This window comes from Exiguobacterium sp. AB2 (assembly GCF_000696055.1).
Taxonomy (GTDB): Bacteria; Bacillota; Bacilli; order Exiguobacteriales; family Exiguobacteriaceae; genus Exiguobacterium; species Exiguobacterium alkaliphilum.
Genome location: NZ_JNAA01000032.1, coordinates 24,826 through 44,924 on the forward strand (window position 1 = coordinate 24,826; position 20,099 = coordinate 44,924).

28 protein-coding genes are annotated in these 20,099 nt (G+C 51.6%); 23 read left to right on the plus strand and 5 right to left on the minus strand.

Annotated elements, in window-relative coordinates:
- Nucleotides 1–18: 18 nt before the first annotated feature.
- Nucleotides 19–1,935 (plus strand): LTA synthase family protein, encoded by a 1,917-nt coding sequence (locus tag DI14_RS04705; protein WP_034805889.1) that lies wholly within the window; start codon nucleotides 19–21, stop codon nucleotides 1,933–1,935.
- Between the two features lie 76 nt (nucleotides 1,936–2,011).
- Here DI14_RS04705 and DI14_RS04710 read toward each other — a convergent pair whose 3' ends face one another.
- A complete protein-coding gene (locus tag DI14_RS04710; RefSeq protein WP_034805892.1) occupies nucleotides 2,012–2,191 on the minus strand; it encodes a DUF2759 domain-containing protein in 180 nt (59 codons plus the stop codon).
- Between the two features lie 157 nt (nucleotides 2,192–2,348).
- On the opposite strand from DI14_RS04710, the gene DI14_RS04715 reads away from it, so the two are divergent.
- Nucleotides 2,349–2,969 (plus strand): MBL fold metallo-hydrolase, encoded by a 621-nt coding sequence (locus tag DI14_RS04715; protein ID WP_034805894.1) that lies wholly within the window; start codon nucleotides 2,349–2,351, stop codon nucleotides 2,967–2,969.
- Nucleotides 2,970–3,006: 37 nt separating this feature from the next.
- On the opposite strand, the gene DI14_RS04720 is transcribed toward DI14_RS04715, so the two are convergent.
- Nucleotides 3,007–3,270: a DUF2626 domain-containing protein gene (locus DI14_RS04720; RefSeq protein WP_034805897.1), complete on the minus strand. Its 264-nt coding sequence runs from the start codon at nucleotides 3,268–3,270 to the stop codon at nucleotides 3,007–3,009.
- A gap of 253 nt (nucleotides 3,271–3,523) precedes the next feature.
- Here DI14_RS04720 and DI14_RS04725 point away from each other — a divergent pair, with 253 nt between their 5' ends.
- From DI14_RS04725 to gcvPB, 13 genes are all read left to right on the plus strand, one after another.
- A complete protein-coding gene (locus DI14_RS04725; RefSeq protein ID WP_034805899.1) occupies nucleotides 3,524–3,910 on the plus strand; it encodes a Spx/MgsR family RNA polymerase-binding regulatory protein in 387 nt (128 codons plus the stop codon).
- Nucleotides 3,911–3,968: 58 nt separating this feature from the next.
- Nucleotides 3,969–4,787, plus strand: a complete 819-nt coding sequence (locus DI14_RS04730) for an ATPase, T2SS/T4P/T4SS family (protein WP_034805901.1) — start codon at nucleotides 3,969–3,971, stop codon at nucleotides 4,785–4,787.
- Nucleotides 4,757–5,731, plus strand: coding sequence for a type II secretion system F family protein (locus DI14_RS04735; protein WP_034806033.1), 975 nt, complete (start codon nucleotides 4,757–4,759; stop codon nucleotides 5,729–5,731). The genes DI14_RS04730 and DI14_RS04735 overlap by 31 nt, the downstream gene beginning before the upstream one ends.
- 12 nt (nucleotides 5,732–5,743) lie before the next feature.
- The gene (locus DI14_RS04740; RefSeq protein ID WP_034805903.1) at nucleotides 5,744–6,055 is read left to right on the plus strand and encodes a prepilin-type N-terminal cleavage/methylation domain-containing protein; all 312 of its coding nucleotides are present in this window, start codon (nucleotides 5,744–5,746) and stop codon (nucleotides 6,053–6,055) included.
- A complete protein-coding gene (locus DI14_RS04745; protein ID WP_034805905.1) occupies nucleotides 6,052–6,489 on the plus strand; it encodes a prepilin-type N-terminal cleavage/methylation domain-containing protein in 438 nt (145 codons plus the stop codon). The genes DI14_RS04740 and DI14_RS04745 overlap by 4 nt, the downstream gene beginning before the upstream one ends.
- Complete coding sequence (locus DI14_RS04750) at nucleotides 6,476–6,712, plus strand: hypothetical protein (protein ID WP_034805908.1); 237 nt, start codon at nucleotides 6,476–6,478, stop codon at nucleotides 6,710–6,712. The genes DI14_RS04745 and DI14_RS04750 overlap by 14 nt, the downstream gene beginning before the upstream one ends.
- Nucleotides 6,648–7,142 carry a hypothetical protein gene (locus DI14_RS04755; RefSeq protein ID WP_152545864.1) on the plus strand — a complete coding sequence of 165 codons (495 nt, stop codon included), beginning with the start codon at nucleotides 6,648–6,650 and terminating at the stop codon, nucleotides 7,140–7,142. The genes DI14_RS04750 and DI14_RS04755 overlap by 65 nt, the downstream gene beginning before the upstream one ends.
- A 29-nt stretch (nucleotides 7,143–7,171) precedes the next feature.
- A complete protein-coding gene (locus DI14_RS04760; protein ID WP_152545865.1) occupies nucleotides 7,172–7,408 on the plus strand; it encodes a hypothetical protein in 237 nt (78 codons plus the stop codon).
- Nucleotides 7,401–7,886, plus strand: a complete 486-nt coding sequence (locus DI14_RS04765) for a shikimate kinase (RefSeq protein WP_034805916.1) — start codon at nucleotides 7,401–7,403, stop codon at nucleotides 7,884–7,886. Before DI14_RS04760 ends, DI14_RS04765 begins: the two co-directional genes overlap by 8 nt.
- Nucleotides 7,883–8,221, plus strand: coding sequence for a hypothetical protein (locus DI14_RS04770; protein WP_034805919.1), 339 nt, complete (start codon nucleotides 7,883–7,885; stop codon nucleotides 8,219–8,221). The genes DI14_RS04765 and DI14_RS04770 overlap by 4 nt, the downstream gene beginning before the upstream one ends.
- A 148-nt stretch (nucleotides 8,222–8,369) precedes the next feature.
- Nucleotides 8,370–9,443 (plus strand): glycine cleavage system aminomethyltransferase GcvT, encoded by a 1,074-nt coding sequence (gcvT, locus tag DI14_RS04775; protein ID WP_034805922.1) that lies wholly within the window; start codon nucleotides 8,370–8,372, stop codon nucleotides 9,441–9,443.
- 24 nt (nucleotides 9,444–9,467) lie between these two features.
- Complete coding sequence (gcvPA, locus tag DI14_RS04780; RefSeq protein WP_034806036.1) at nucleotides 9,468–10,802, plus strand: aminomethyl-transferring glycine dehydrogenase subunit GcvPA; 1,335 nt, start codon at nucleotides 9,468–9,470, stop codon at nucleotides 10,800–10,802.
- On the plus strand, nucleotides 10,802–12,277 hold the full coding sequence (gene gcvPB, locus DI14_RS04785) for an aminomethyl-transferring glycine dehydrogenase subunit GcvPB (RefSeq protein WP_034805924.1): 1,476 nt from the start codon (nucleotides 10,802–10,804) through the stop codon (nucleotides 12,275–12,277). The genes gcvPA and gcvPB overlap by 1 nt, the downstream gene beginning before the upstream one ends.
- A gap of 89 nt (nucleotides 12,278–12,366) precedes the next feature.
- On the opposite strand, the gene DI14_RS04790 is transcribed toward gcvPB, so the two are convergent.
- Nucleotides 12,367–12,747 (minus strand): rhodanese-like domain-containing protein, encoded by a 381-nt coding sequence (locus DI14_RS04790; protein ID WP_081825815.1) that lies wholly within the window; start codon nucleotides 12,745–12,747, stop codon nucleotides 12,367–12,369.
- A 163-nt stretch (nucleotides 12,748–12,910) separates the two neighbouring features.
- Between DI14_RS04790 and mntR the strand changes: the two genes are divergently transcribed.
- A complete protein-coding gene (mntR, locus tag DI14_RS04795) occupies nucleotides 12,911–13,342 on the plus strand; it encodes a transcriptional regulator MntR (protein WP_034805927.1) in 432 nt (143 codons plus the stop codon).
- Between the two features lie 167 nt (nucleotides 13,343–13,509).
- The gene (hpt, locus tag DI14_RS04800) at nucleotides 13,510–14,037 is read left to right on the plus strand and encodes a hypoxanthine phosphoribosyltransferase (protein ID WP_034805930.1); all 528 of its coding nucleotides are present in this window, start codon (nucleotides 13,510–13,512) and stop codon (nucleotides 14,035–14,037) included.
- A gap of 36 nt (nucleotides 14,038–14,073) precedes the next feature.
- On the opposite strand, the gene DI14_RS04805 is transcribed toward hpt, so the two are convergent.
- Together DI14_RS04805 and DI14_RS04810 are read right to left on the minus strand one after the other, a co-directional pair.
- Nucleotides 14,074–14,484, minus strand: a complete 411-nt coding sequence (locus tag DI14_RS04805) for an SA1362 family protein (RefSeq protein WP_034805933.1) — start codon at nucleotides 14,482–14,484, stop codon at nucleotides 14,074–14,076.
- A 15-nt stretch (nucleotides 14,485–14,499) separates the two neighbouring features.
- Nucleotides 14,500–15,441, minus strand: coding sequence for a DUF1385 domain-containing protein (locus DI14_RS04810; protein WP_034805935.1), 942 nt, complete (start codon nucleotides 15,439–15,441; stop codon nucleotides 14,500–14,502).
- 139 nt (nucleotides 15,442–15,580) lie between these two features.
- On the opposite strand from DI14_RS04810, the gene aroQ reads away from it, so the two are divergent.
- From aroQ to nusB, 6 genes are all read left to right on the plus strand, one after another.
- The gene (gene aroQ, locus DI14_RS04815; protein WP_034805937.1) at nucleotides 15,581–16,018 is read left to right on the plus strand and encodes a type II 3-dehydroquinate dehydratase; all 438 of its coding nucleotides are present in this window, start codon (nucleotides 15,581–15,583) and stop codon (nucleotides 16,016–16,018) included.
- Nucleotides 16,014–17,081, plus strand: a complete 1,068-nt coding sequence (locus tag DI14_RS04820; protein ID WP_034806041.1) for a Xaa-Pro peptidase family protein — start codon at nucleotides 16,014–16,016, stop codon at nucleotides 17,079–17,081. The genes aroQ and DI14_RS04820 overlap by 5 nt, the downstream gene beginning before the upstream one ends.
- A gap of 29 nt (nucleotides 17,082–17,110) precedes the next feature.
- Nucleotides 17,111–17,677 (plus strand): elongation factor P, encoded by a 567-nt coding sequence (efp, locus tag DI14_RS04825; RefSeq protein WP_024371514.1) that lies wholly within the window; start codon nucleotides 17,111–17,113, stop codon nucleotides 17,675–17,677.
- A gap of 115 nt (nucleotides 17,678–17,792) precedes the next feature.
- Nucleotides 17,793–18,245 carry an acetyl-CoA carboxylase biotin carboxyl carrier protein gene (gene accB, locus DI14_RS04830; RefSeq protein ID WP_034805939.1) on the plus strand — a complete coding sequence of 151 codons (453 nt, stop codon included), beginning with the start codon at nucleotides 17,793–17,795 and terminating at the stop codon, nucleotides 18,243–18,245.
- A gap of 7 nt (nucleotides 18,246–18,252) precedes the next feature.
- Nucleotides 18,253–19,596 carry an acetyl-CoA carboxylase biotin carboxylase subunit gene (accC, locus tag DI14_RS04835; RefSeq protein WP_034805940.1) on the plus strand — a complete coding sequence of 448 codons (1,344 nt, stop codon included), beginning with the start codon at nucleotides 18,253–18,255 and terminating at the stop codon, nucleotides 19,594–19,596.
- Between the two features lie 113 nt (nucleotides 19,597–19,709).
- A complete protein-coding gene (gene nusB, locus DI14_RS04840) occupies nucleotides 19,710–20,093 on the plus strand; it encodes a transcription antitermination factor NusB (protein ID WP_024371517.1) in 384 nt (127 codons plus the stop codon).
- Nucleotides 20,094–20,099 lie beyond the last annotated feature (6 nt).

The window sequence follows — 20,099 nt, forward strand, 5'->3', positions numbered from 1 at the left end:
ATAGGAGGAGACCGTCAGATGAAGTCATCTCAACGCTTCTCGAAGCTAACTATGCGACTGAATGAAACGGTCCGCGCTTCGTTTCAAGAATATCGTTTATTCTGGATTTTTACTTTATTGCTTTGGACGAAGACGTACATCGTATACCAATTTTTCTTCAACATTCCGATTGAAAACACGGCGCAAGCCTTCATTTTACTAATCAGCCCGATTAGTTCGACGCTGTTCCTGTTCGCGTTCAGCTTCTTCTTCAAAGGCAGCAAACAAAAATGGGTGATTTTCACGCTCTATGCGTTCGCCTCGTTCATCTTGTTTGCGGATGCTGTCTATTATCGGGAGTTCACAGACTACTTGACGATGCCGGTCATCTTGCAACCGTCGAACATGGAGACGTTGTCGACATCGTTCACGTCATTGCTTGAATGGAAGGACTTGATCATCCTTGGCGATGTGCTCGTATTGCCGTTCATCCTTTGGAAAGTGAACACGCGTCAGAACGCGGCATCTCATCGACGTGCGCTCGTCACATTCGTGGCGGCCGTCGCGGTGTTCCTCTTCAACTTGTCGCTCGCGGAGACGGAACGCCCAGAGCTCTTGACACGCTCGTTCGACCGCGAACTGCTCGTCAAAAACATCGGGACGTTCAACTTCCACGTGTACGACGCGATGCTCCAGACGAAGACGTCGGCGCAAAAAGCGATGGCAGATGGGTCGGAGCTTGCTGAAATCGAACAGTTCACCCGTCAAAACTATGCGGCGCCGGACCCGGAGCTGTTCGGGAAGTATAAGGGCAAGAACGTCATCGTCGTCTCATTCGAGTCGGCTCAAAACTTCACTCACAACATGAAGGCTTCAAACGGCGAGTACATCACGCCGAACTTGAACAAACTGATTGAAGAGTCACACTTCTGGCCGAACTATTATCACACGGTCGGACAAGGCAAGACGTCCGATGCCGAGTTCGCCCTCGACAATTCGCTCTACGGACTTCCGCGCGGAGCCGTCTACTTCACGAACGCCGATAACGAATATCAGGCCCTTCCTGAAGTGATCAAAGAAGATAATTATTATTCGGCCGTGTTCCATGCGAACAACAAATCGTTCTGGAACCGCGACCAAATGTATAAGAACGTCGGGGTCGACGAATTCTTTGACGAGAAGAGCTATGACCTTGGGAACCCAGAAGACATGACCGAGTGGGGACTGCTCGATGATAGTTTCTTCGAACAGTCGATTCCGATCCTTGAAGAGCTTCCGCAACCGTTCTATGCAAAGTTCATCACGCTCACGAACCATTTCCCTTACACGATGCCGAGCGAAGACTATGAGCTCGTGCCGAAATTCGAGACGAACTCGACGACGCTCAACAACTTCCCGCAGGCGCTCGCCTATCAGGACTATGCGCTCGGGCTGTTCATCGACGAGTTGAAGGCGAACGGCATGTGGGACGACACGATCTTCATCGTCTACGGGGACCATTATGGCATTTCGACGAACCACAACGCCGCGATGGCTGACTTGCTCGGGAAAGAAGAATTGACGCCGTATGACGTGGCGAAACTTCAACAAGTACCGTTCGTCGTCCACCTACCTGACCAAACAAAAGGTGAAGTGCATGAAACGATCGGCAGTCATGTCGATATGAAACCGACAATTCTCCACTTGTTAGGGATGGATACGTCCGACTTGATCGGATTCGGAAATGACCTGTTCTCGAAAGAACGGAACAGTCGCGCCATCTTCCGGGACGGCACCGTGTTGACCGATGAGTACGTTTGGACGCAATCGACATGTTATGATGCGCAGACAGGCGAAGTCGTCGAGGACGCTTCGCTCTGTGGACCAGTCAACGAAGAGGCAGAGTCGATTCTACAGATGAACGATGATTTGATTTACTCCGATTTGTTGCGTTTCAAAGAACAGTCGAATAACTGATTGAGGAAAGCGTCGTCCGAACGGACGACGCTTTTACTGTACAAAAAAACGACCGAAGTCGTTTTTTAGTACTTCATTAGCTTGGAATTCCACCGTAAATCAATGTCGCGATACCGAAAAATCCGAAGACGAGCACGGTGACGGCTGCAAAGGCGAGTGGAAAGAATTGACGCTTCTTGAATGAACGGGCCATTCCCCAAATCGCAACGAGTGCCACGATGAGTGAGATCCATCCAAATGGCTCATACAAATGCATGACGAGTTCCCCCTTTATTATACGTCATGAAATTCATAAAAATTTCACTGAAATATCACTATTATTTTATCCGAAATATGTGACGCTGTCGAGCAAAGAAAGGCGCTGCTACAATTTTGCCACAATATCGATTAGAATGGATACGGAGGTGTTCATAATGAACGTTGTAAAAATCACATCCGGCTTGGCACAAGAGAACGGTTATGTCGTCGAACAGGACGGAACGGTCGTCATCATCGACCCGGGTACGGATGATAGCCGGTTCTTTGAGGCGGTCGAACGGTTCGGCGGATTACACGCCATCTTGTTGACCCACGCCCATTTCGACCATATCGGCGGCATTGATGCGTTACGCGATCGCTTTAACGTGCCCGTGTACGTCCACGAAGCAGAGCGGACGTGGTTAACCGATGACGAAAAGAACGGGGCGGCCAAATTTCATTTGCCATCCGCTTCGATGCGACCTGCGGAACGAACGTATCAAGGAAAAACACTTGAGATTGGGGCGCTCGCGTTTGAGCTGCATCACACGCCGGGACATTCACCTGGGAGTGTGACACTCTATCTTCCAAGTGACAAAATCGCGTTTTGCGGCGACTTGATCTTTAAGCAATCGGTCGGGCGCACCGATTTGTATGGCGGCGACCAGGCCACGTTGCTCGGATCGATTGACCGGCTTCGCCAACTGTTACCAAAAGAGACGGTGCTCTATTCAGGTCACGGCCCGAAAACGACACTCGGGGCCGAAATCACGTCCAATCCTTTCTTTAGCCGATGAACGAAAAAAGATTGTCTCGTCATGAGACAATCTTTTTTTACATTTGGAAGTTACTCCAATACGTGAAGACGATGAAGAAGACCGTCAAATAAGCGCCAAACACGTAGACATACGTTTTTTCAGTCAGTTTCAAATAGCCGAGTGCGACGAAGAAAATAGTTTGAGCCAAAAAGACAAGACCCATAACGATAAAATCATTCGTGTAATGACTGTCGCTTTGATCTCCACCGAGCGCGCCCACGAACGCAAGCGCTGCGATCAACCCAGTCCAAAATCCAAGGACACGGTACATTCTCGCCATGTTAATCCCCCCATACGTACATTATTCCATTCTCATTCACTATTTTACCAACACATTAAAAAAAATGCTACGGAAACGTGTGAATTGAGCAAAATAATCGTGAAAAATATGTGAAATCTTATCGTTGAACAATCTTGTAACAAAAAAATAAAAAAAGTTGTACAAACACTGTACATTATTGTCTAACCATTGTATAATCATCTTACACACAACATGTACGAGCGGAAACCGAACTTATAAGGAGGCAATTATAATGGCAAATGAATTGATGTTTTATACGTATCCAAGTTGTACGTCATGTCGAAAAACGAAGGCGTTTTTGCAAGAACAGCAACTCAACGTGAGTGAACGTCATATTTTCCGTGACGCTCCTTCGGTAGATGAATTGAAGACGTTGCTCACATTGTGTGACAACGGCGTCGAATCACTGCTAGCGACAAGAAGCCAGGCGTTCAAGCAATTGAACGTTGACGTCGATGATTTAAAATTGAGCGAGTTGCTTCACTTGATGAGTGAAAATCCAAAGTTGCTGAAACGTCCGATTTTGACGGACGGTAAAGAAGTCATTGTCGGATATGACAAAGTGTCAATCGAGACGTACGCACGTCGCCATGATTTAACTTCAGCTAACGTTTCATAACACAAGTCCACTTTCCTACAGGTGGGCTTTTTTTTATGCTTATCGTGAGGTGGGGACAATGCGTACAGTTACGAGGCGATTGATTGAATTGGCGCGGGAGCATCGGGCAAGTGATGTGCATTTCATGCCGAATGAGCGTGATGTGGCGGTCCACTTTCGGTCTGGGACGCGGTTGGACGTGGTCGAGACGTTAGGCAGGACGGAGTATGAACGATTGACGCTACATATGAAATACTGGTGTTCATTGACGGAAACCGATCAACGGGTCCCGCAATCTGGAATGTACAATGCGGAGACGGCGATGATTCGAGTCACGTTCTTGCCGTCGTTCGAGCAAACGTTAATGTCATGGCGTATGCCGAACGTGTCGTTCGATTTACATGAACTAGTGAGAACGGAAGATCAAATGCTGTTTGAACGATTCGCGATGATGCGACACGGACTCTTTTTAATTGGCGGAGCGACCGGGGCGGGGAAGACGACGGTGTTATACGCCTTGCTCGAGCGAATGAATCACCGACGGATTGTCACGATTGAGAACCCGCCGGAACAACCGATTACCGGTGTTATCCAATTAGAGGTGAACGCGAAGGCAGGCCTTGATCATCGCAGTCTTCTGAAAGAGACGTTGCGGGCCGACCCTGATGTCATCGTCATCGGTGAGATTCGGACGAGCGAAGAATTAAAAGTCGCGCATGATGCAGCGCTTAGCGGACATCTGACGATTGCGACGTTTCACACATCAACGATTGAAGACGGGGAACGCCGTCTCCGAGAGTTAGCGGGCGACATGGAAATCAATCGATACTGGTGTGTGCTTCACCGAGGAGAGGAGATGACATGTTCATGGTCACTACCCGAGTCATGTGTGAACTGAACACGATCCGTCGATTTTTAAGGTTACAGTCACGAGGTGTCGGATTGAAAAAGGCGTTTGAGACGCTCGAGATGCATGAACGTGGAAAGCGTCGCCAAAGCGTGACGAACATGCGTGTCGCGCTCGAAGAAGGGGCGTCACTCGCCGAAGTGTTTGCGACACTCGTCTCGAACGAGCGGATGCGAGAGTTGCTCGAGACGGCGGAACGCGGACACCATTTTATTGAAGGGCTCGAGCAAGTGCTCGCCTTGTCGGAAATGCGGTCTTCCCTTGAACAGGAGTTGAAGCAGCTAGCCCGATACCCGCTCGTCATTATGACGATGTTGTTTGGTCTAGGCACGATTTACGCCCTGTATATTTTTCCTAAACTGTTGACGATGGTCGAGCTCGAACGATTGAGCGGCATGAACGCGATTTTGTTATCGAAGTGGTTCTTCCCGGGCTTGTTCGTCTGTTTCCTTGTTGCGGCGGCCGGTCTCTATCGTCTTGGGAAAGCCGGGGTCATCCGCATTCCGCTCATAGAGCGGGGGCAGCGACTATACGTCACGTACTTGTTCGTCAGTGAACTTTCGCTACTTCAGGACGGAGAGGCGTCAGTGCGCCACATCGTTGAGCGGTTGGCTGTAGGGGACGGCGAAGTGGCGATGATTGCGAGACGAATGCATGACCGGATGTCGGCCGGCTATGAGCTTGAGGCGGCCGCGAGGGACGAACCGTTTTTAGACCACGAAGTTGTGAGTCTGTTTGGCGTCGGTTCCGTCAGCGGGGAGCTGGGCACGATGATGGCCGTCCATCGGGAACTCGTCTTTGAAGAGATGGAAAGTTATTGGAAAGAACTGATTGCCAAGGCGGAACCGGCGTTATATGGCGTGTTAACGGTCATGGTGACGATGATGTTTTATACGATTTATTTACCGGTACAACTGATTATGGGTCAACTATGAGGAGGAATTAAGATGATCAATCGGGATACGGAACGCGGTTTCACACTTGTCGAGATGGCAGCGGTCTTGTTGATTATTTCTGTTTTGTTGTTACTGCTCGTCCCGTCGATGACGGACGGGAAGAGCCGAGCTGACAGCGTCAGTTGCGAAGGGAGTGTCCGCATCGTCGAGTCAGAGATTAACCTCTATTATGCGGAGCATAAAACATATCCTGAGACTCTCGCGGTCATCAAACGCGGCGGCGCGACGGATCCACTCACGTACAGTTGTCAGTCGACGGCGTATACGTACGCGCCGGCAACAGGCACGCTCACAAAAAAATGAGGCAAGACGGCTATACGTTCATTGAGATGGCGGCGGTGCTGCTCGTCTTGTCATCGATGCTGCTACTGGCAATGCCGGCGGTACGTTCGATTGACCGCCTCGCTTTAATCGACTTCACTGAAGGGCTCTTGTCCGACATCGCGGAGGTGGGCCAGTATCCTTATGTCGCCGCTGACGAGAAATGCGTGCCGCGCTTGCGCTGGTACGTGAAAGAACGGCGCTATCATATCACATGCGGATTGACGTCGATTAAGACGGTCCCAGTTCCAGATGGGATTGTGCTCAGTCTGCCGACGTCAAGCGAGATTGTGTTCTCGAAGACGGCGGCTTCGTATGCCGGGCAATGGAAATTTTCTTCAGGCACCCAATCGATCACACTAAAGTTTCGGATGGGGACGTACGAACCGGAGGTGATTCGAAGTGAGGGGTTTTGAACGAGGTGTCACGCTATGGGAGATTTGTCTGAGCCTGGCATTGCTACTTGGATGGATCGGAGTACTCGTCCCGTTTATCGTGAACGGCAATGAACGAATCGAACGATTGGAAGCGACGGTCCGGCAGTATGAAGCGTTGCAACGGGAGGTGTTGATCGATGCAGCTAACCCGAGCGGGCGAGGACATGTCTGTGTCGAAGAGTTATGTCTGCCGACCCTTTGAGCGCGGGTACACGATGTTAGAACTGACGTTTGTACTCATGCTCGTCCCGTTGTTCGTCGGGCTTCTCGTCCATCTGCTTTCGCTCGGTGAGACGCTGTATGAGCAGCCGAGAGGAAGTGTGACGACGACTTCTCAGCTGTTCGTCCGTAAAGTCATCGACAGTCGGGATTGTGCCGTCAAGGACGGCCGTCTCATCGGTGTATACGTGCGTCCGGACGAGACGACGTGGTCGTGGACGTTGAAACAGATTAACGGAAACTTGGTCATGGTCGGGGACGGGGGAGGGAATCTATTATTCGTCAGAGGAATCGAACAGTATCGTGTCGAATCGGTAGGGCAGGGGTATCAAATCCGGTTCGACGATCGGCATGGGAAGCGGGAAAAATACGTGATGTGCATGAGAGCGGCTTCTTCCTCCTCTCTTCCTTGATTGTCGTGACATGGATACTTGGCGCATCGTTGTTTTGGTATACTGATATTGAACGAAGTACGGAACGGCTGTCCCGTGATATTCTCGCCATCCGGTTCGAAGCGCACTTGCTCGTGGCGAAAGCGAACTGCAAGGCGAAAGCTGCCGTCATAACGAGACCGACCGGGACAGTCTCGTGCCGACCGCTCGGGAGCGGGACGACGGAAGTCGAAATCCGGCTCGTGACGGGCGAGCGACATAAAGAGGTGATTTATTTCGATGAGTAAGCCGTTTTATATCATCGGGTTTATGGGTACAGGTAAAACAAGCGTAAAACGATATCTTGAAACAACAAATCATGTCGTCGACTTAGACGAACAGCTAGAACGACATGCCGGTATGGACATTCCGTCCTTCTTTGATCAACACGGGGAAGTTGCCTTTCGTGAACTCGAGAGTGAGCTTTTGCGATCGACGAAGGCGGAGTATATTATGACCGGCGGGGGCATCGTGGAGCGTCCGGGGAACGTTGAATGGATGAAGGCGCACGGTACGGTCATTGCGCTAGATTTGCCGTTCGAATTGTGTTGGGAACGGATTCGTCATTCAAGCCGCCCGCTCGTCAAAGGCGGCAAAGAGAACGTACGCGCCTTATATGACCGTCGTCTACCGCTTTACCGTGAGGCGGATATCGTCCTCGATGCCTCACGTGGTACAGAAGACGTCGTTCGACAATTAAATCGATTGAAGGAGGAGAACGAATGATTTGGATTAACTTGGGCATCGTCGTGCTCGCGCTCGTCGGGCTCGGCTTATATGGCTTTCTTCTATACAAAAAGAAGATGGCAGGGGACGTCAGGCGCGTCAAACGCCTGACCGAACGTTTTCAGATTCGGATTGGCGTGATTCAACAGTTGATTGATGAGATTAAACGTCACGTCGACACGGTGAACGCGTCCGTCGCCGAAATGAAACGGTTATCGGTCAAAGTGAAGACGGAGTCGGTCGAGCTGAAAGATGCATCGATCGGTTTGACACAAGAAATCAAACGGACCGCAGGAATTGAAAGCTCGCCCGTTTCCACTGAGAGCAAAATATGAAATAATGAGGATGAAAACGTTTTCGTTTTCCATCCTCTTTCTTTTTGGTCGTTTTAGGCTAGGCAGCAGCTGTGAAAATTGATAGAGTGATAGTGGAAACGAAATATTTCATTTGTTTTTATTTTTATGTTCGGGATTGGGGGATAATATGGAGAAAGTTACGCTTAAACGTACGCCTTTGTATGACTTGATCGCACCGAAGGCGAAAATGGTGGAGTTTGCGGGGTTTGATATGCCGATTATGTTTTCAACGATTAAAGAAGAGCATATGGCCGTCCGCGAAAATGTCGGGATGTTCGACGTCTCGCACATGGGGGAAATTCGGATCGAAGGGCCTGACGCGTTACAAAACGTCCAACGGCTCGTGACGAATGACGTGTCAAAACTTCAAATCGGCCAAGCCCAGTACAACTTGTTTTGTTTACCTGACGGCGGTGTCGTCGACGATCTGCTCGTCTATCGATTAGACGAAGACGCGTTCTGGCTCGTCGTCAACGCCTCGAATATCGAAAAAGATGTCGCGCACGTCAACGCTTACGTCGAAGGGGACGTCACTGTGACGGATGAGTCGGATGCATACGGTCAAATCGCAGTCCAAGGGCCAAAAGCAGAGGAAATCCTATCCAAATTGACGGATTTACCGCTCGCAGAGATTAAATTCTTCCGTTTCCTCACAGGAGACGTGGCTGGTGTGTCGACGATCGTCTCTAGAAGTGGTTACACCGGCGAGGATGGTTTTGAGTTATATGCGCGGGCAGAACACATCGGTCGGATTTGGTCAGCGCTCGAGAACGAGCAAGTGACACCGTGTGGGCTCGGTTCGCGTGACACGTTGCGATTTGAGGCATGTTTACCGTTATATGGCCATGAACTCGACGAGACGGTCACGCCGTTCGAGGCGAACGTGAACTTTGCCGTGAAGCTCGATACAGACTTCATCGGGAAAGACGCACTCGTGAAACAAAAAGAAGATATCCCGCGCCGGATGATTGGCTTGAAGCTGCTTGGGCGAGGCATCGCCCGGCAAGGCGCGACAATCGAGTTTGACGGAGAGACGATTGGCGTCGTCACGACGGGTACGATGCCACCGACCGTGAACGAATCAATCGCCTGGGCGCGGATCGATCGCCGCTTCGTGGAAGAGACGCACTTCATCGTCGACGTCCGGGGGAAAAAAATAGAAGCCGAACGCGTACCGACACCGTTTTATAAACGTAAATAAACAGGGGGATTCAGAATGAACAGAATGGAATTTCGCTATTTGCCGATGACAGAACAAGATGAGCGTGACATGTTGCACACGATCGGCGTCGAGTCGATTGATAACTTGCTTGAAGACATCCCGGCCACATTACGAGAGTCAGCATCGCTGTCAGCGATCGGGGCACCGCTCCCTGAAGTGGATCTCGTCCGTCATATGACGAAACTCGCCGAGAAAAACATGCATACGAAATCGCATCCGAGCTTCCTTGGCGCGGGCATGTACGATCACCTGTCACCGAGCGTCATGAACCATATGTTGCTTCGCTCTGAGTTTTACACGGCCTATACGCCGTATCAACCTGAAATCTCGCAAGGAGAGCTCCAGGCGATGTTTGAGTTTCAGACGATGATTTGTGAATTGACAGGGATGGATGTCGCCAACTCGTCGATGTACGATGGGATTACATCGCTCGCTGAGGCAACATATCTCGCAAGCGCCCATACGAAGAAAAAACGTGTCGTCGTCTCGGGAGCAGTCCATCCTGAAGCAAAAGATGTCATTCGGACGTATGCAGCCGGTCCAGGGCTTGATGTTGACATCACACCGGTAGTCGATGGCTTGACGTCGGGCGATCTCGATTTGTCAGACGCCTCGTGTCTTGTCGTGCAGTATCCGAACTTCTACGGTCGAGTCGAAGACTTGGCTTCGCTTGCAAAAATGGCACACGATGCGGGGGCGCTCTTCGTTGTCTCGAGTAATCCGCTCGCGTTGGGCGTACTCGAATCACCAGGTGCGCTCGGGGCGGACATCACAGTTGGTGACGCGCAACCGTTCGGGATTCCTCAAAGTTTCGGTGGGCCATCGTGTGGTTACTTTGCCGTCAAAAAGGCACTCATGCGTAAACTGCCAGGCCGACTCGTCGGTCAGACGGTCGATGAGGACGGCAAACGTGGGTTCGTGTTGACGCTTCAGGCGCGGGAGCAACATATCCGCCGCGATAAAGCGACGTCTAACATCTGTTCGAACCAAGCGCTCAACGCCCTCGCTGCATCCATCACGATGTCGGCGCTCGGGAAGTATGGGATTCGCGACATGGCGGTGCGCAATATGCAGACGGCGCACTACATGAAAGAGTCATTGAAGGCAGCCGGTTATGCCGTGATTGATGAAGGTCCGATGTTCAACGAGTTCGTCGTCGATTTCGGTGTCGACGCCGACGACGTGTCACGCCACTTGCTCGACCATGGCATCATCGGCGGATTACCGCTCGGGACGTATGAGGCGGAGCGCCGCACACAGATGCTCGTTTGTGCGACCGAACTCCGGACAAAAGAGGAAATTGATCAATTTGTTGAAGTGGTTGGGGGGATGAACTGATGCAACACGAACAAACGCTCATTTTTGAAGTGTCACGTGCCGGCCGGACCGGCTATAACTTGCCGACACCGACAGTACCGGAAGTGGACCTCGAGTCGCTACTACCGGCATCGATGATTCGAAAACAAACGGCTGAGCTACCGGAAGTATCTGAACTCGACGTCGTGCGCCACTATACGTCGCTCTCGACGCGGAACCATGGCGTTGACTCTGGTTTCTATCCGCTCGGGTCGTGTACGATGAAGTACAACCCGAAAGTGAATGAAGACATGGCACGTCTTCCTGGCTTCGCCCACATCCACCCGCTCCAACCGGTCGAATCGGTTCAAGGGGCGCTCGAGATGATGGTCGATCTTCAAGACAAGCTCGCTGAAATCACGGGAATGGACGAAGTGACGCTCCAACCGGCCGCAGGTGCCCACGGGGAATGGACGGGCCTCATGCTCATTAAAGCGTTCCATCATCATAACGGGGACATGCAGCGGACGAAAGTACTCGTACCGGACTCTGCCCACGGTACGAACCCCGCTTCCGCTGTCGTGGCCGGATTCGAGACGGTGACGGTCAAATCGGATGCGCGTGGTCTCGTCGACTTGGACGATTTGAAAGCGAAAGTCGGGGATGACACGGCAGCGCTCATGTTGACGAACCCGAACACACTCGGCTTGTTCGAAGCGGACATTCTCGAAATCAGTAAAGTCGTCCATGAGGCGGGCGGGAAGCTGTATTATGACGGTGCCAACTCGAATGCGATTCTCGGAATCGCCCGTCCTGGGGATATGGGCTTTGACGTCGTGCACTTGAACTTGCACAAGACGTTTACAGGACCGCACGGCGGTGGTGGCCCGGGATCGGGTCCGGTCGGTGTCAAGCGGGACTTGATTCCATACTTGCCGACGCCGATCGTCCGAAAAGCGGAATCGGGCTACACGCTCGACTATGACCGTCCGCAGTCGATTGGGCGAATCAAACCGTTCTACGGAAACTTTGGCATCAACGTCCGGGCGTATAGTTACATCAAGACGATGGGCGCGGAAGGATTGACGCGCGTGTCGCGTGAAGCCGTCTTGAACGCCAACTACATGTTCGCCCGATTGAAGGGCGCGTTCGACGTGCCGTACGATACGTATTGCAAACACGAATTCGTCTTGTCCGGCAAACGTCAAAAAGCGCTCGGCGTCCGTACGCTCGATATTGCCAAACGTTTGCTCGACTTCGGCTATCACCCGCCGACGATTTACTTCCCGCTCAACGTCGAGGAGTGCATCATGGTCGAGCCGACGGAGACCGAGTCGAAAGAGACGCTCGACGCGTTCTGTGACGCGATGCTTCAAATTGTGAAGGAAGCAGAAGAGAATCCTGAAATCGTCCAGACGGCGCCGCATACGACCGTCGTCAAGCGACTCGACGAGACGCTCGCTGCCCGGAAGCCAGTGCTCAAATATGAGCACCGACAGCCTTCATCAATCAATTGACCAATGAAACGAGGTCCGCTCCCGTCATGAGAGTGGACCTCGTCCTAAAAAACGGCCGATCCTCTGCGATGAGAATCGGCCGTTTTGGCTTAATCTTTTTTGATTTTGCCTTTCCAGTTCTTGAATCCGCCTTCGAGCATATAGACGTCCGTGAATCCGTTCTTCAATAGCAGCTTGGCCGCCTGGTTCGTCCGGGACTTCCCTTGGCAGTACATGAGGATCGGTTGGTCCTTACGAAGTTCTTTCATGCGTAATTTCATCTGACCGACGGGGATGTTCCGCGCGCCGATGATGTGACCACCTTTGTATTCGTTCGGTTCGCGGACATCAATCAATTGTCCTTTTCGGAGCGAGGCCCGGAATTCTTCTTGCTTCATCTTTTTCAAACCACGTGCTGGCATGAAGCGCCATACGATGTATGCGATGAGTGCACCCCATAGGATGATGACGAGGATTGTTTCGATTCCCATTACTGTTCTTCCTTTCTCTACTTGAGTTACCACCATTCATTATAAAGAAGATAAGGTCATGAGACAATGATTGACTCACGGATTTCCGCGTCGCGCTTTCGGTTTATGGGTCGTTACGCTAAAATAAAGATTGGAGAATGGAACTGAAGGGGAGGCCACGCCCATGCCGACACCGAGTATGGAAGATTATTTAGAACGAATCTATTTATTGATGGAGGAAAAAGGGTACGCCCGAGTATCCGATATCGCGGAACATTTAGGGGTGCACCCTTCTTCAGTCACGAAGATGGTCCAAAAGCTCGACCGAGAAGACTATTTGGTTTACGAAAAATATCGCGGCCTCATGTTGACGCATAAAGGTCAAAAGATTGGAAAGCGGCTTGTCGAGCGCCATACGATGTTGGAATCGTTTCTCCGGCTCATTGGAGCAGACGAAGCGCACGTCTATGAAGACGTTGAGGGAATCGAGCATCACTTGAGTTCGGATACCCTCGACTGTATGACGGGATTCGTGGAGTTTTTCGAGGATAAGCCGGAATTGATGGAGCAGTTTCATGAGTTCCAGCAACATCGTCGCACCCAAGATGAATCATGAAAGTGAGGTGTCGGTCGTCGGACCGGTGCCTTTTTTGATGGATACCCTTCTAAAACCGAACATTAAAAATAAATTTAAGAATAACATATGGTTTTTTACTAGTGTTGTGATAGAATGGTGGCTGGATAGATTGAAGAGGGGGTGACGGCGCGCGATGCGCCGACATGATGGATATTCAGATTAAAGGAAAATTATTTGATGAGGATCAGATTAAACACCGTGTGCGCGAACTTGCAGAGCAGATTGAACGGGATGCGGCGGGGAGGCCGATCGTTCTTGTTGCCGTCCTTAAAGGGTCGATGGTGTTTGCGGCTGACTTGATGCGACAGATGAACGGGAGCGTCCAACTCGATACGGTCGCGGCGTCTTCATACGGCAAAAAGTCAGTCTCGAGCGGAAACGTCCAGTTGCGTAAAGATCTCGACTTGGATGTCGAAGGCAAATACGTCGTCATCATCGAAGACATCATCGACACGGGTCAAACACTGAAATTCTTATGTCAGCACATGTCGCTGCATCAACCGGGCGAGTTGAAAATCTGTACGCTCCTCGACAAGCCGGCCCGTCGTCTCGTCACACTCGAAGCGGATTATGTCGGTTTTGAGATTCCGGATGAGTTCGTCATCGGCTATGGGATTGATTACGCCGAGCAGTATCGCAACTTGCCTTACATCGGTTTCGTGGAGACGGACTAAAAAACAGGAGGGACACATGATTGTGTCGCCTCCTGTTTACATATTCGCTTTTTTCTTCTTCTTGCCCTTTTTGCCTTCGATGACGGTGAGTTGCGGTCTGTCCGTTCGGTTCAAGGACGGGCGTTTTGACAGTTTCGTCACGTTCGATCCAGGCTTTTGCTTCACTTTTTTCTTCGCGGCCGCCGAAGGTTTCACTTGAGGGCTGTTCGGACGCTGCATCCGCTTTTTCGAGGCTTGGGCCGTCTTGCGGTAACGCATGTCTTCAGCCGAGATTTTAGGCGCCATGAACACTTTGTAAATCACATAAAAGATTAACCCGAAAATACCGATGAAAAGCAACTGTCTGAACAAACGACCGGGGTCGGTCGCGAGCATGTGCCCGACACCGATGAAGCCTAAGATGAACACGATGGTCGCTGCGGTCGAGCCGATTCTTTGTCTGATCATGGCGTTTCCTCCTCTTTAACCCTCTCTTTTAACGGCCGGTTGAACGGTTTCGGCGCGCTCCCACGTCTCGAACGCCTCGATGGCGACTTGGATTTGTTCATCGTTTGGCTCACGTGTTGTCAACAACTGAAGTGAGAGGCCGGGTTTGCCGAGAACCGACAAATAACGATGATCGCGGAAACGGTTCGTGAATTGAAGTACTTCGAATGAGATGCCGATGACGACCGGCAACAGTGCGATGCGGCTGACGAGTCGGACCCAGAGCGGGTCAATCGGCACAATCATATAGACGCCGATGCCGACGAACACGGTGAACAAGATGAAGCTCGAACCGCAACGATAGTGCAGTCGTGAGCTCGCGCGAACGTTCTCGACCGTAATCGGTCGACCGGACTCGTAACAATTGATGACTTTATGCTCGGCACCGTGATACTGAAACACGCGCTTGATGAGCGGAGTCAAGGAAATCAAGTAGAGATAACTGAGCAGTAATACTAATTTTATTCCCCCTTCGAGGAGGTTTTGAATCACGTGTCCGGACAATGCCGGCACGCTTTGAAACATGGCGGCCAATAATGCCGGGGTGACGTTGAAGATAAGCTTCCCGAAAACGTAGGAGATGACCCCGACGATGGCAATCATGAGCACCATAAAGATGTTTTGTTTTTTCTCGGGTTTCTCGACTGCATCTTCGCTCGGGTCGACATCGTAGCGGTCACTCGCGAACGTCATGTGGGCCGAGCCGTTCTTCAACGACTCGTATAACGCGACGATGCCGCGCAGAAATGGGGCTTTCTTTAAAGACTGTACCCAAGGCACGAGGATGCGAGGTTGGCTGAACGTCTCGATTGACCCGTCTTTACGCCGGATCGCCGAAGCGCTCTCGCTCCGTCCTTGAAACATCACACCTTCAACGAGCGCCTGCCCGCCGACGGGGATGGATGGTTTAGTTGTCATACGATTTCCTCGATTCTAGCCGTAGTATAGTTGAATTATACCGTGATTCGTTCGAAAAACGAAACCTTAGGTGACTCGATTCACGCACTGTGTCTAAATTTGTTACAATAGAAGCGACTTGACGAAGGGGGAATATAGATTGCGTATTCTTGTGTTGAACGGACCGAATTTGAATCTGCTGGGCAGACGGGAGCCTGACGTGTACGGAAACGTATCATTGAAGGGGTTAGCCAGTGAGTTGATGCTCGTTGCGCCTGATGACGTCGAGCTCACGTTCGTCCAATCGAATCATGAAGGCGCGTTACTCGATGCGTTGCACGAGGCGTTCGATTACGAAGGGGTCATCTTCAATGCCGGTGCCTACACGCATACGTCGATCGCGCTTCGTGATGCCATCGCGGCCATCTCTGCCCCTGTCGTCGAGGTACATATCTCGAACGTGCATGCCCGGGAGTCGTTTCGGCATGAATCGAAGCTTGCCGCCGTCTGTCTCGGCGTCATCAGTGGCTTCGGCTTGACGAGTTATACGCTCGCGTTGCACGCATTAATCGAACATTGGAGGAATCGCCATGATTGAACGTGTCAGTAAGTTACAACGTGAACTCGCCGCTAACGGGATTGACGGACTACTCGTGACGAAACGAGAGAACATCCGTTATTTGTCTGGTTTCACCGGGTCGAGCGGTGTCGTCTTGATCACACCGGAATCGGCAAGCTTTATTACCGATTTCCGTTATACGGAGCAGGCTGCGAGCCAAGTGAAAGGCTATTCGATCGTCGAACTCAAAACGTCGCTCGTCAAGTCGGTCGCTGAAATCGCTGCGCATGAGTCGGTGAAGCGCCTCGGAATCGAGCAAGACGATATGACGGTCGGATCGTACCGGACATATGAGAAGGAAGTGACGGCAGAGCTCGTCGAGACGTCAGGAATTGTGGAAAAGCTACGCTTGATTAAGGATGAGGCAGAGCTTAAGATAATGAAGGAAGCTGCGGCGATTGCCGATGCGGCTTTCGAACATATCCAAACGTTCATTCGTCCAGGTCGGACCGAGAAAGAAGTCGCAAACGAACTCGAGATGTTCATGCGTGGCCAAGGAGCGGACTCATCATCGTTTGATATGATCGTCGCCTCAGGATGGCGCTCAGCGCTCCCGCACGGCGTAGCGAGTGACAAAGTGATTGAAGCGGGCGAACTCGTCACGCTTGATTTCGGCGCATATTACAAAGGCTACTGTTCGGATATCACCCGTACACTCGCAGTCGGCGATATCTCGGACGAACTGCGTAACATTTACGACACGGTGCTCAAAGCGCAGCTCGCGGGCGTAGCCGGGACGAAAGCCGGCATCTCAGGAATCGAGGCGGACGCTTTGACGCGTGACGTCATCAAAGATGCCGGTTACGGGGAGTACTTCGGTCACTCGACTGGGCATGGACTCGGTATGGAAGTGCATGAAGCGCCGGGGCTGTCATTCCGCTCGGAGACGATTCTCGAGCCGGGCATGGTCGTCACGATTGAGCCGGGCATTTACATCGCAGGTGTCGGTGGTTGCCGTATCGAGGACGATGTCGTGATCACAGAGGACGGATGTGTTCGTCTCACGCAATCGCCAAAAGAGTTAATCACGATCGAGGCGTAAGCCTCGTCTGAATTTAGGAGGAAATCAACATGGTATCAGTAAACGATTTAAAAACAGGTCTCACGGTCAAAACGTCTGACGGTTCAATTTGGCAAGTCATCGAATTCCAACACGTCAAGCCAGGTAAAGGCGCTGCCTTCGTTCGGACGAAGATGCGTAACTTGCGCACAGGTGCGATCCAAGAGACGACGTTCCGTGGTGGGGAACGTATCGAACGGGCTCACATCGAGCGCAAACGCATGCAGTATCTTTATCCGATGGGTGACACGTACGTGTTCATGGACAACGAATCGTACGAGCAACTCGAATTGACGAGCGAACAAGTAAAAGCGGCCCTTCCATACATGCTTGAAAACATGGAAGTGAGCATCGCGGACTACAACGGTGAGATTCTCGGTATCGAGCTCCCGACGACGGTCGTCTTAACAATCGTTGAAGCCGACCCAGGCGTCAAAGGGGATACGGCATCAAACGTCAAGAAAAACGCGACGGTCGAAACGGGCCACATCATCCAAGTGCCGCTCTTCATAGAGCCGGGTGAAAAAGTTACGGTCGATACACGGACTGGTGAGTTCACGGGCCGTTATAACGGGTAAAGATTAGGGTGTTCATTCTTCGGAATGGACGCCCTTTTTTGTCGTTGCATTCACTGGTCTGACCAGTTATAGTAGAGTAGAGTTTAGTACCAGGTATAAACAGGGGGGTATATTCATGCAAATCGATCATATTAAAGAGCTGATGGAATTGCTCGACCAAACGTCAATCCATGAAATGGAACTTGAGACGTCTGATTTTAAATTGTCATTGAAAAAAGAGGCGGTCCCACAAGTCGTCCCACAAGCCGCGCACGCAGTCCCGGTCACGCCGGTTGCCGCACCTGTCGTAACGAACGACGTGGAAGAAGTGGCTGCACCTGTTGCCACGCCAGCCTATAAAACGATTACTTCGCCGATGGTCGGGACGTTCTATTCACGCCCGGCACCGGATAAAGAAGCGTTCGTGAACGTCGGAGACCGAGTCGAGACAGGTCAAGTCGTCTGTATTCTCGAAGCGATGAAGCTGTTTAATGACGTCGAAGCGGAAATCAGTGGCGAAATCGTCGAAGTGCTCGTGGCCGACGGTGATTTGGTCGAATACGGTCAAGCGCTCTTCAGCGTGAAGTGAGGTCGCTATGAAACTACTCATTGCAAACCGTGGTGAAATCGCTGTCCGAATCATCCGGGCCGCGAAAGAATTGAATATTCCGACCGTCGCCGTCTTCTCGGAGGCAGATCGGGAGGCGCTTCATGTCAAGCTCGCGGACGAGGCGTATTGCATCGGACCGAACCCGTCGAAAGACTCGTATTTGAATATCCCGAACATTTTATCGGTCGCTTGTGCGGTCGATGCGACGATGATTCACCCGGGATATGGCTTTTTGGCGGAAAATGCGGAATTCGCCGAGATGAGCGAAGCGTGCGGCATTCAGTTCGTCGGTCCGAGCAGTTATGCGATTCGAAAGATGGGCATCAAGGACGAAGCAAAACGGACGATGATCGAGTCGGGCGTCCCGGTCGTACCGGGTTCGAGCGGCGTCGTGACGGACGGGGAGGCCATCGAGCTCGCCCGTGAGATCGGCTACCCGGTCATCATCAAAGCGACAGCCGGTGGTGGCGGACGCGGGATTCGTGTCGCGTTCGATGAAGCGGAACTGATTAAAGGGCTCAGCGCGACGCGTAAAGAGGCGAAGCAGGCGTTCGGGAACGGCGACGTCTATTTAGAGAAATATATCGAATCGTTCCGTCACGTCGAAGTACAAGTGCTCGCCGATCAATATGGAAATGTCATTCACTTAGGCGAACGGGATTGTACGATTCAGCGCCGCATGCAAAAACTCGTCGAAGAAGCGCCGTCTCCGGCCATCGACGAAGCGACAAGACGGGCGATGGGTGAAGCGGCCGTCAAAGCGGCGAAGGCAATCCGGTATTCAGGTGCCGGGACGATCGAGTTCATCTACGTCCCGGAAGTGAACGAATTCTACTTCATGGAGATGAACACCCGGATTCAAGTCGAACATCCGGTGACCGAGATGATCACCGGGTTTGACCTCGTCCAAGCGCAGCTTGAAGTCGCGCTCGGTCACCCGCTCGCCATCTCGCAAGAAGACATCACTTTTTCCGGTCACTCGATTGAATGTCGCATCAACGCCGAAGACCCGTTCTCGGACTTCCGGCCGATGGCTGGGAAGATCGATCAATACATCATCCCAGGCGGCATGGGGGTCCGCGTCGACAGTGGGCTCTATGCCGGTGCCGTCATCCCGCCGTTCTATGATTCGATGGTCGCGAAGTTGATCGTCCATGCCCCGACTCGGGAAGAGGCGATTGCGAAAATGCTCCGCGCCCTCGATGAATTCACGGTATCGGGCATCCATACGACGATTCCGTTCCACCAGCAAGTGATGGCGCACGAGCGTTTCAAAACCGGTTCGTTCGACACGAAATTTGTCGAAAAAGAAATGACGCTCTCGAAATAACGACTTTCAGGAAGCCCGAACATTATTTCGGGCTTCCTTGTTTTTTGTACTGAATTTATGAGTGCTTTATGCTAAACTATCACAATGAAAGCAAGCAAAAGGAGAGTATCTGAATGAAACGTCATGAAGCACGCGAAAAAGCGATTCAAACGCTTTTTCAAATCGAAGTATCAAATCTTGAGGTCGAGGACGCGATTGAGTTCGCGCTCGACGGGACAGAGTCTGACCCGTTCTATGAGCAACTCGTCACGGAGACGCTCGAGCATAAAGAAGAGATTGACGCCCTGCTCGTCGAGAACTTGAAGAACTGGCGCCTCGATCGACTCGGAAACGTCGAGCGGACGATTCTCCGTATGGCGACGTACGAGTTGCTCTACGTCGAGACGATCCCTGAAAGTGTCACGATCAACGAGGCGGTTGAACTCGCCAAATCGTTCGCAGACGAAGAAGCGGCGAAGCTCGTCAACGGCGTACTCGGCAATATCATCAAAGCGTAAATCAAT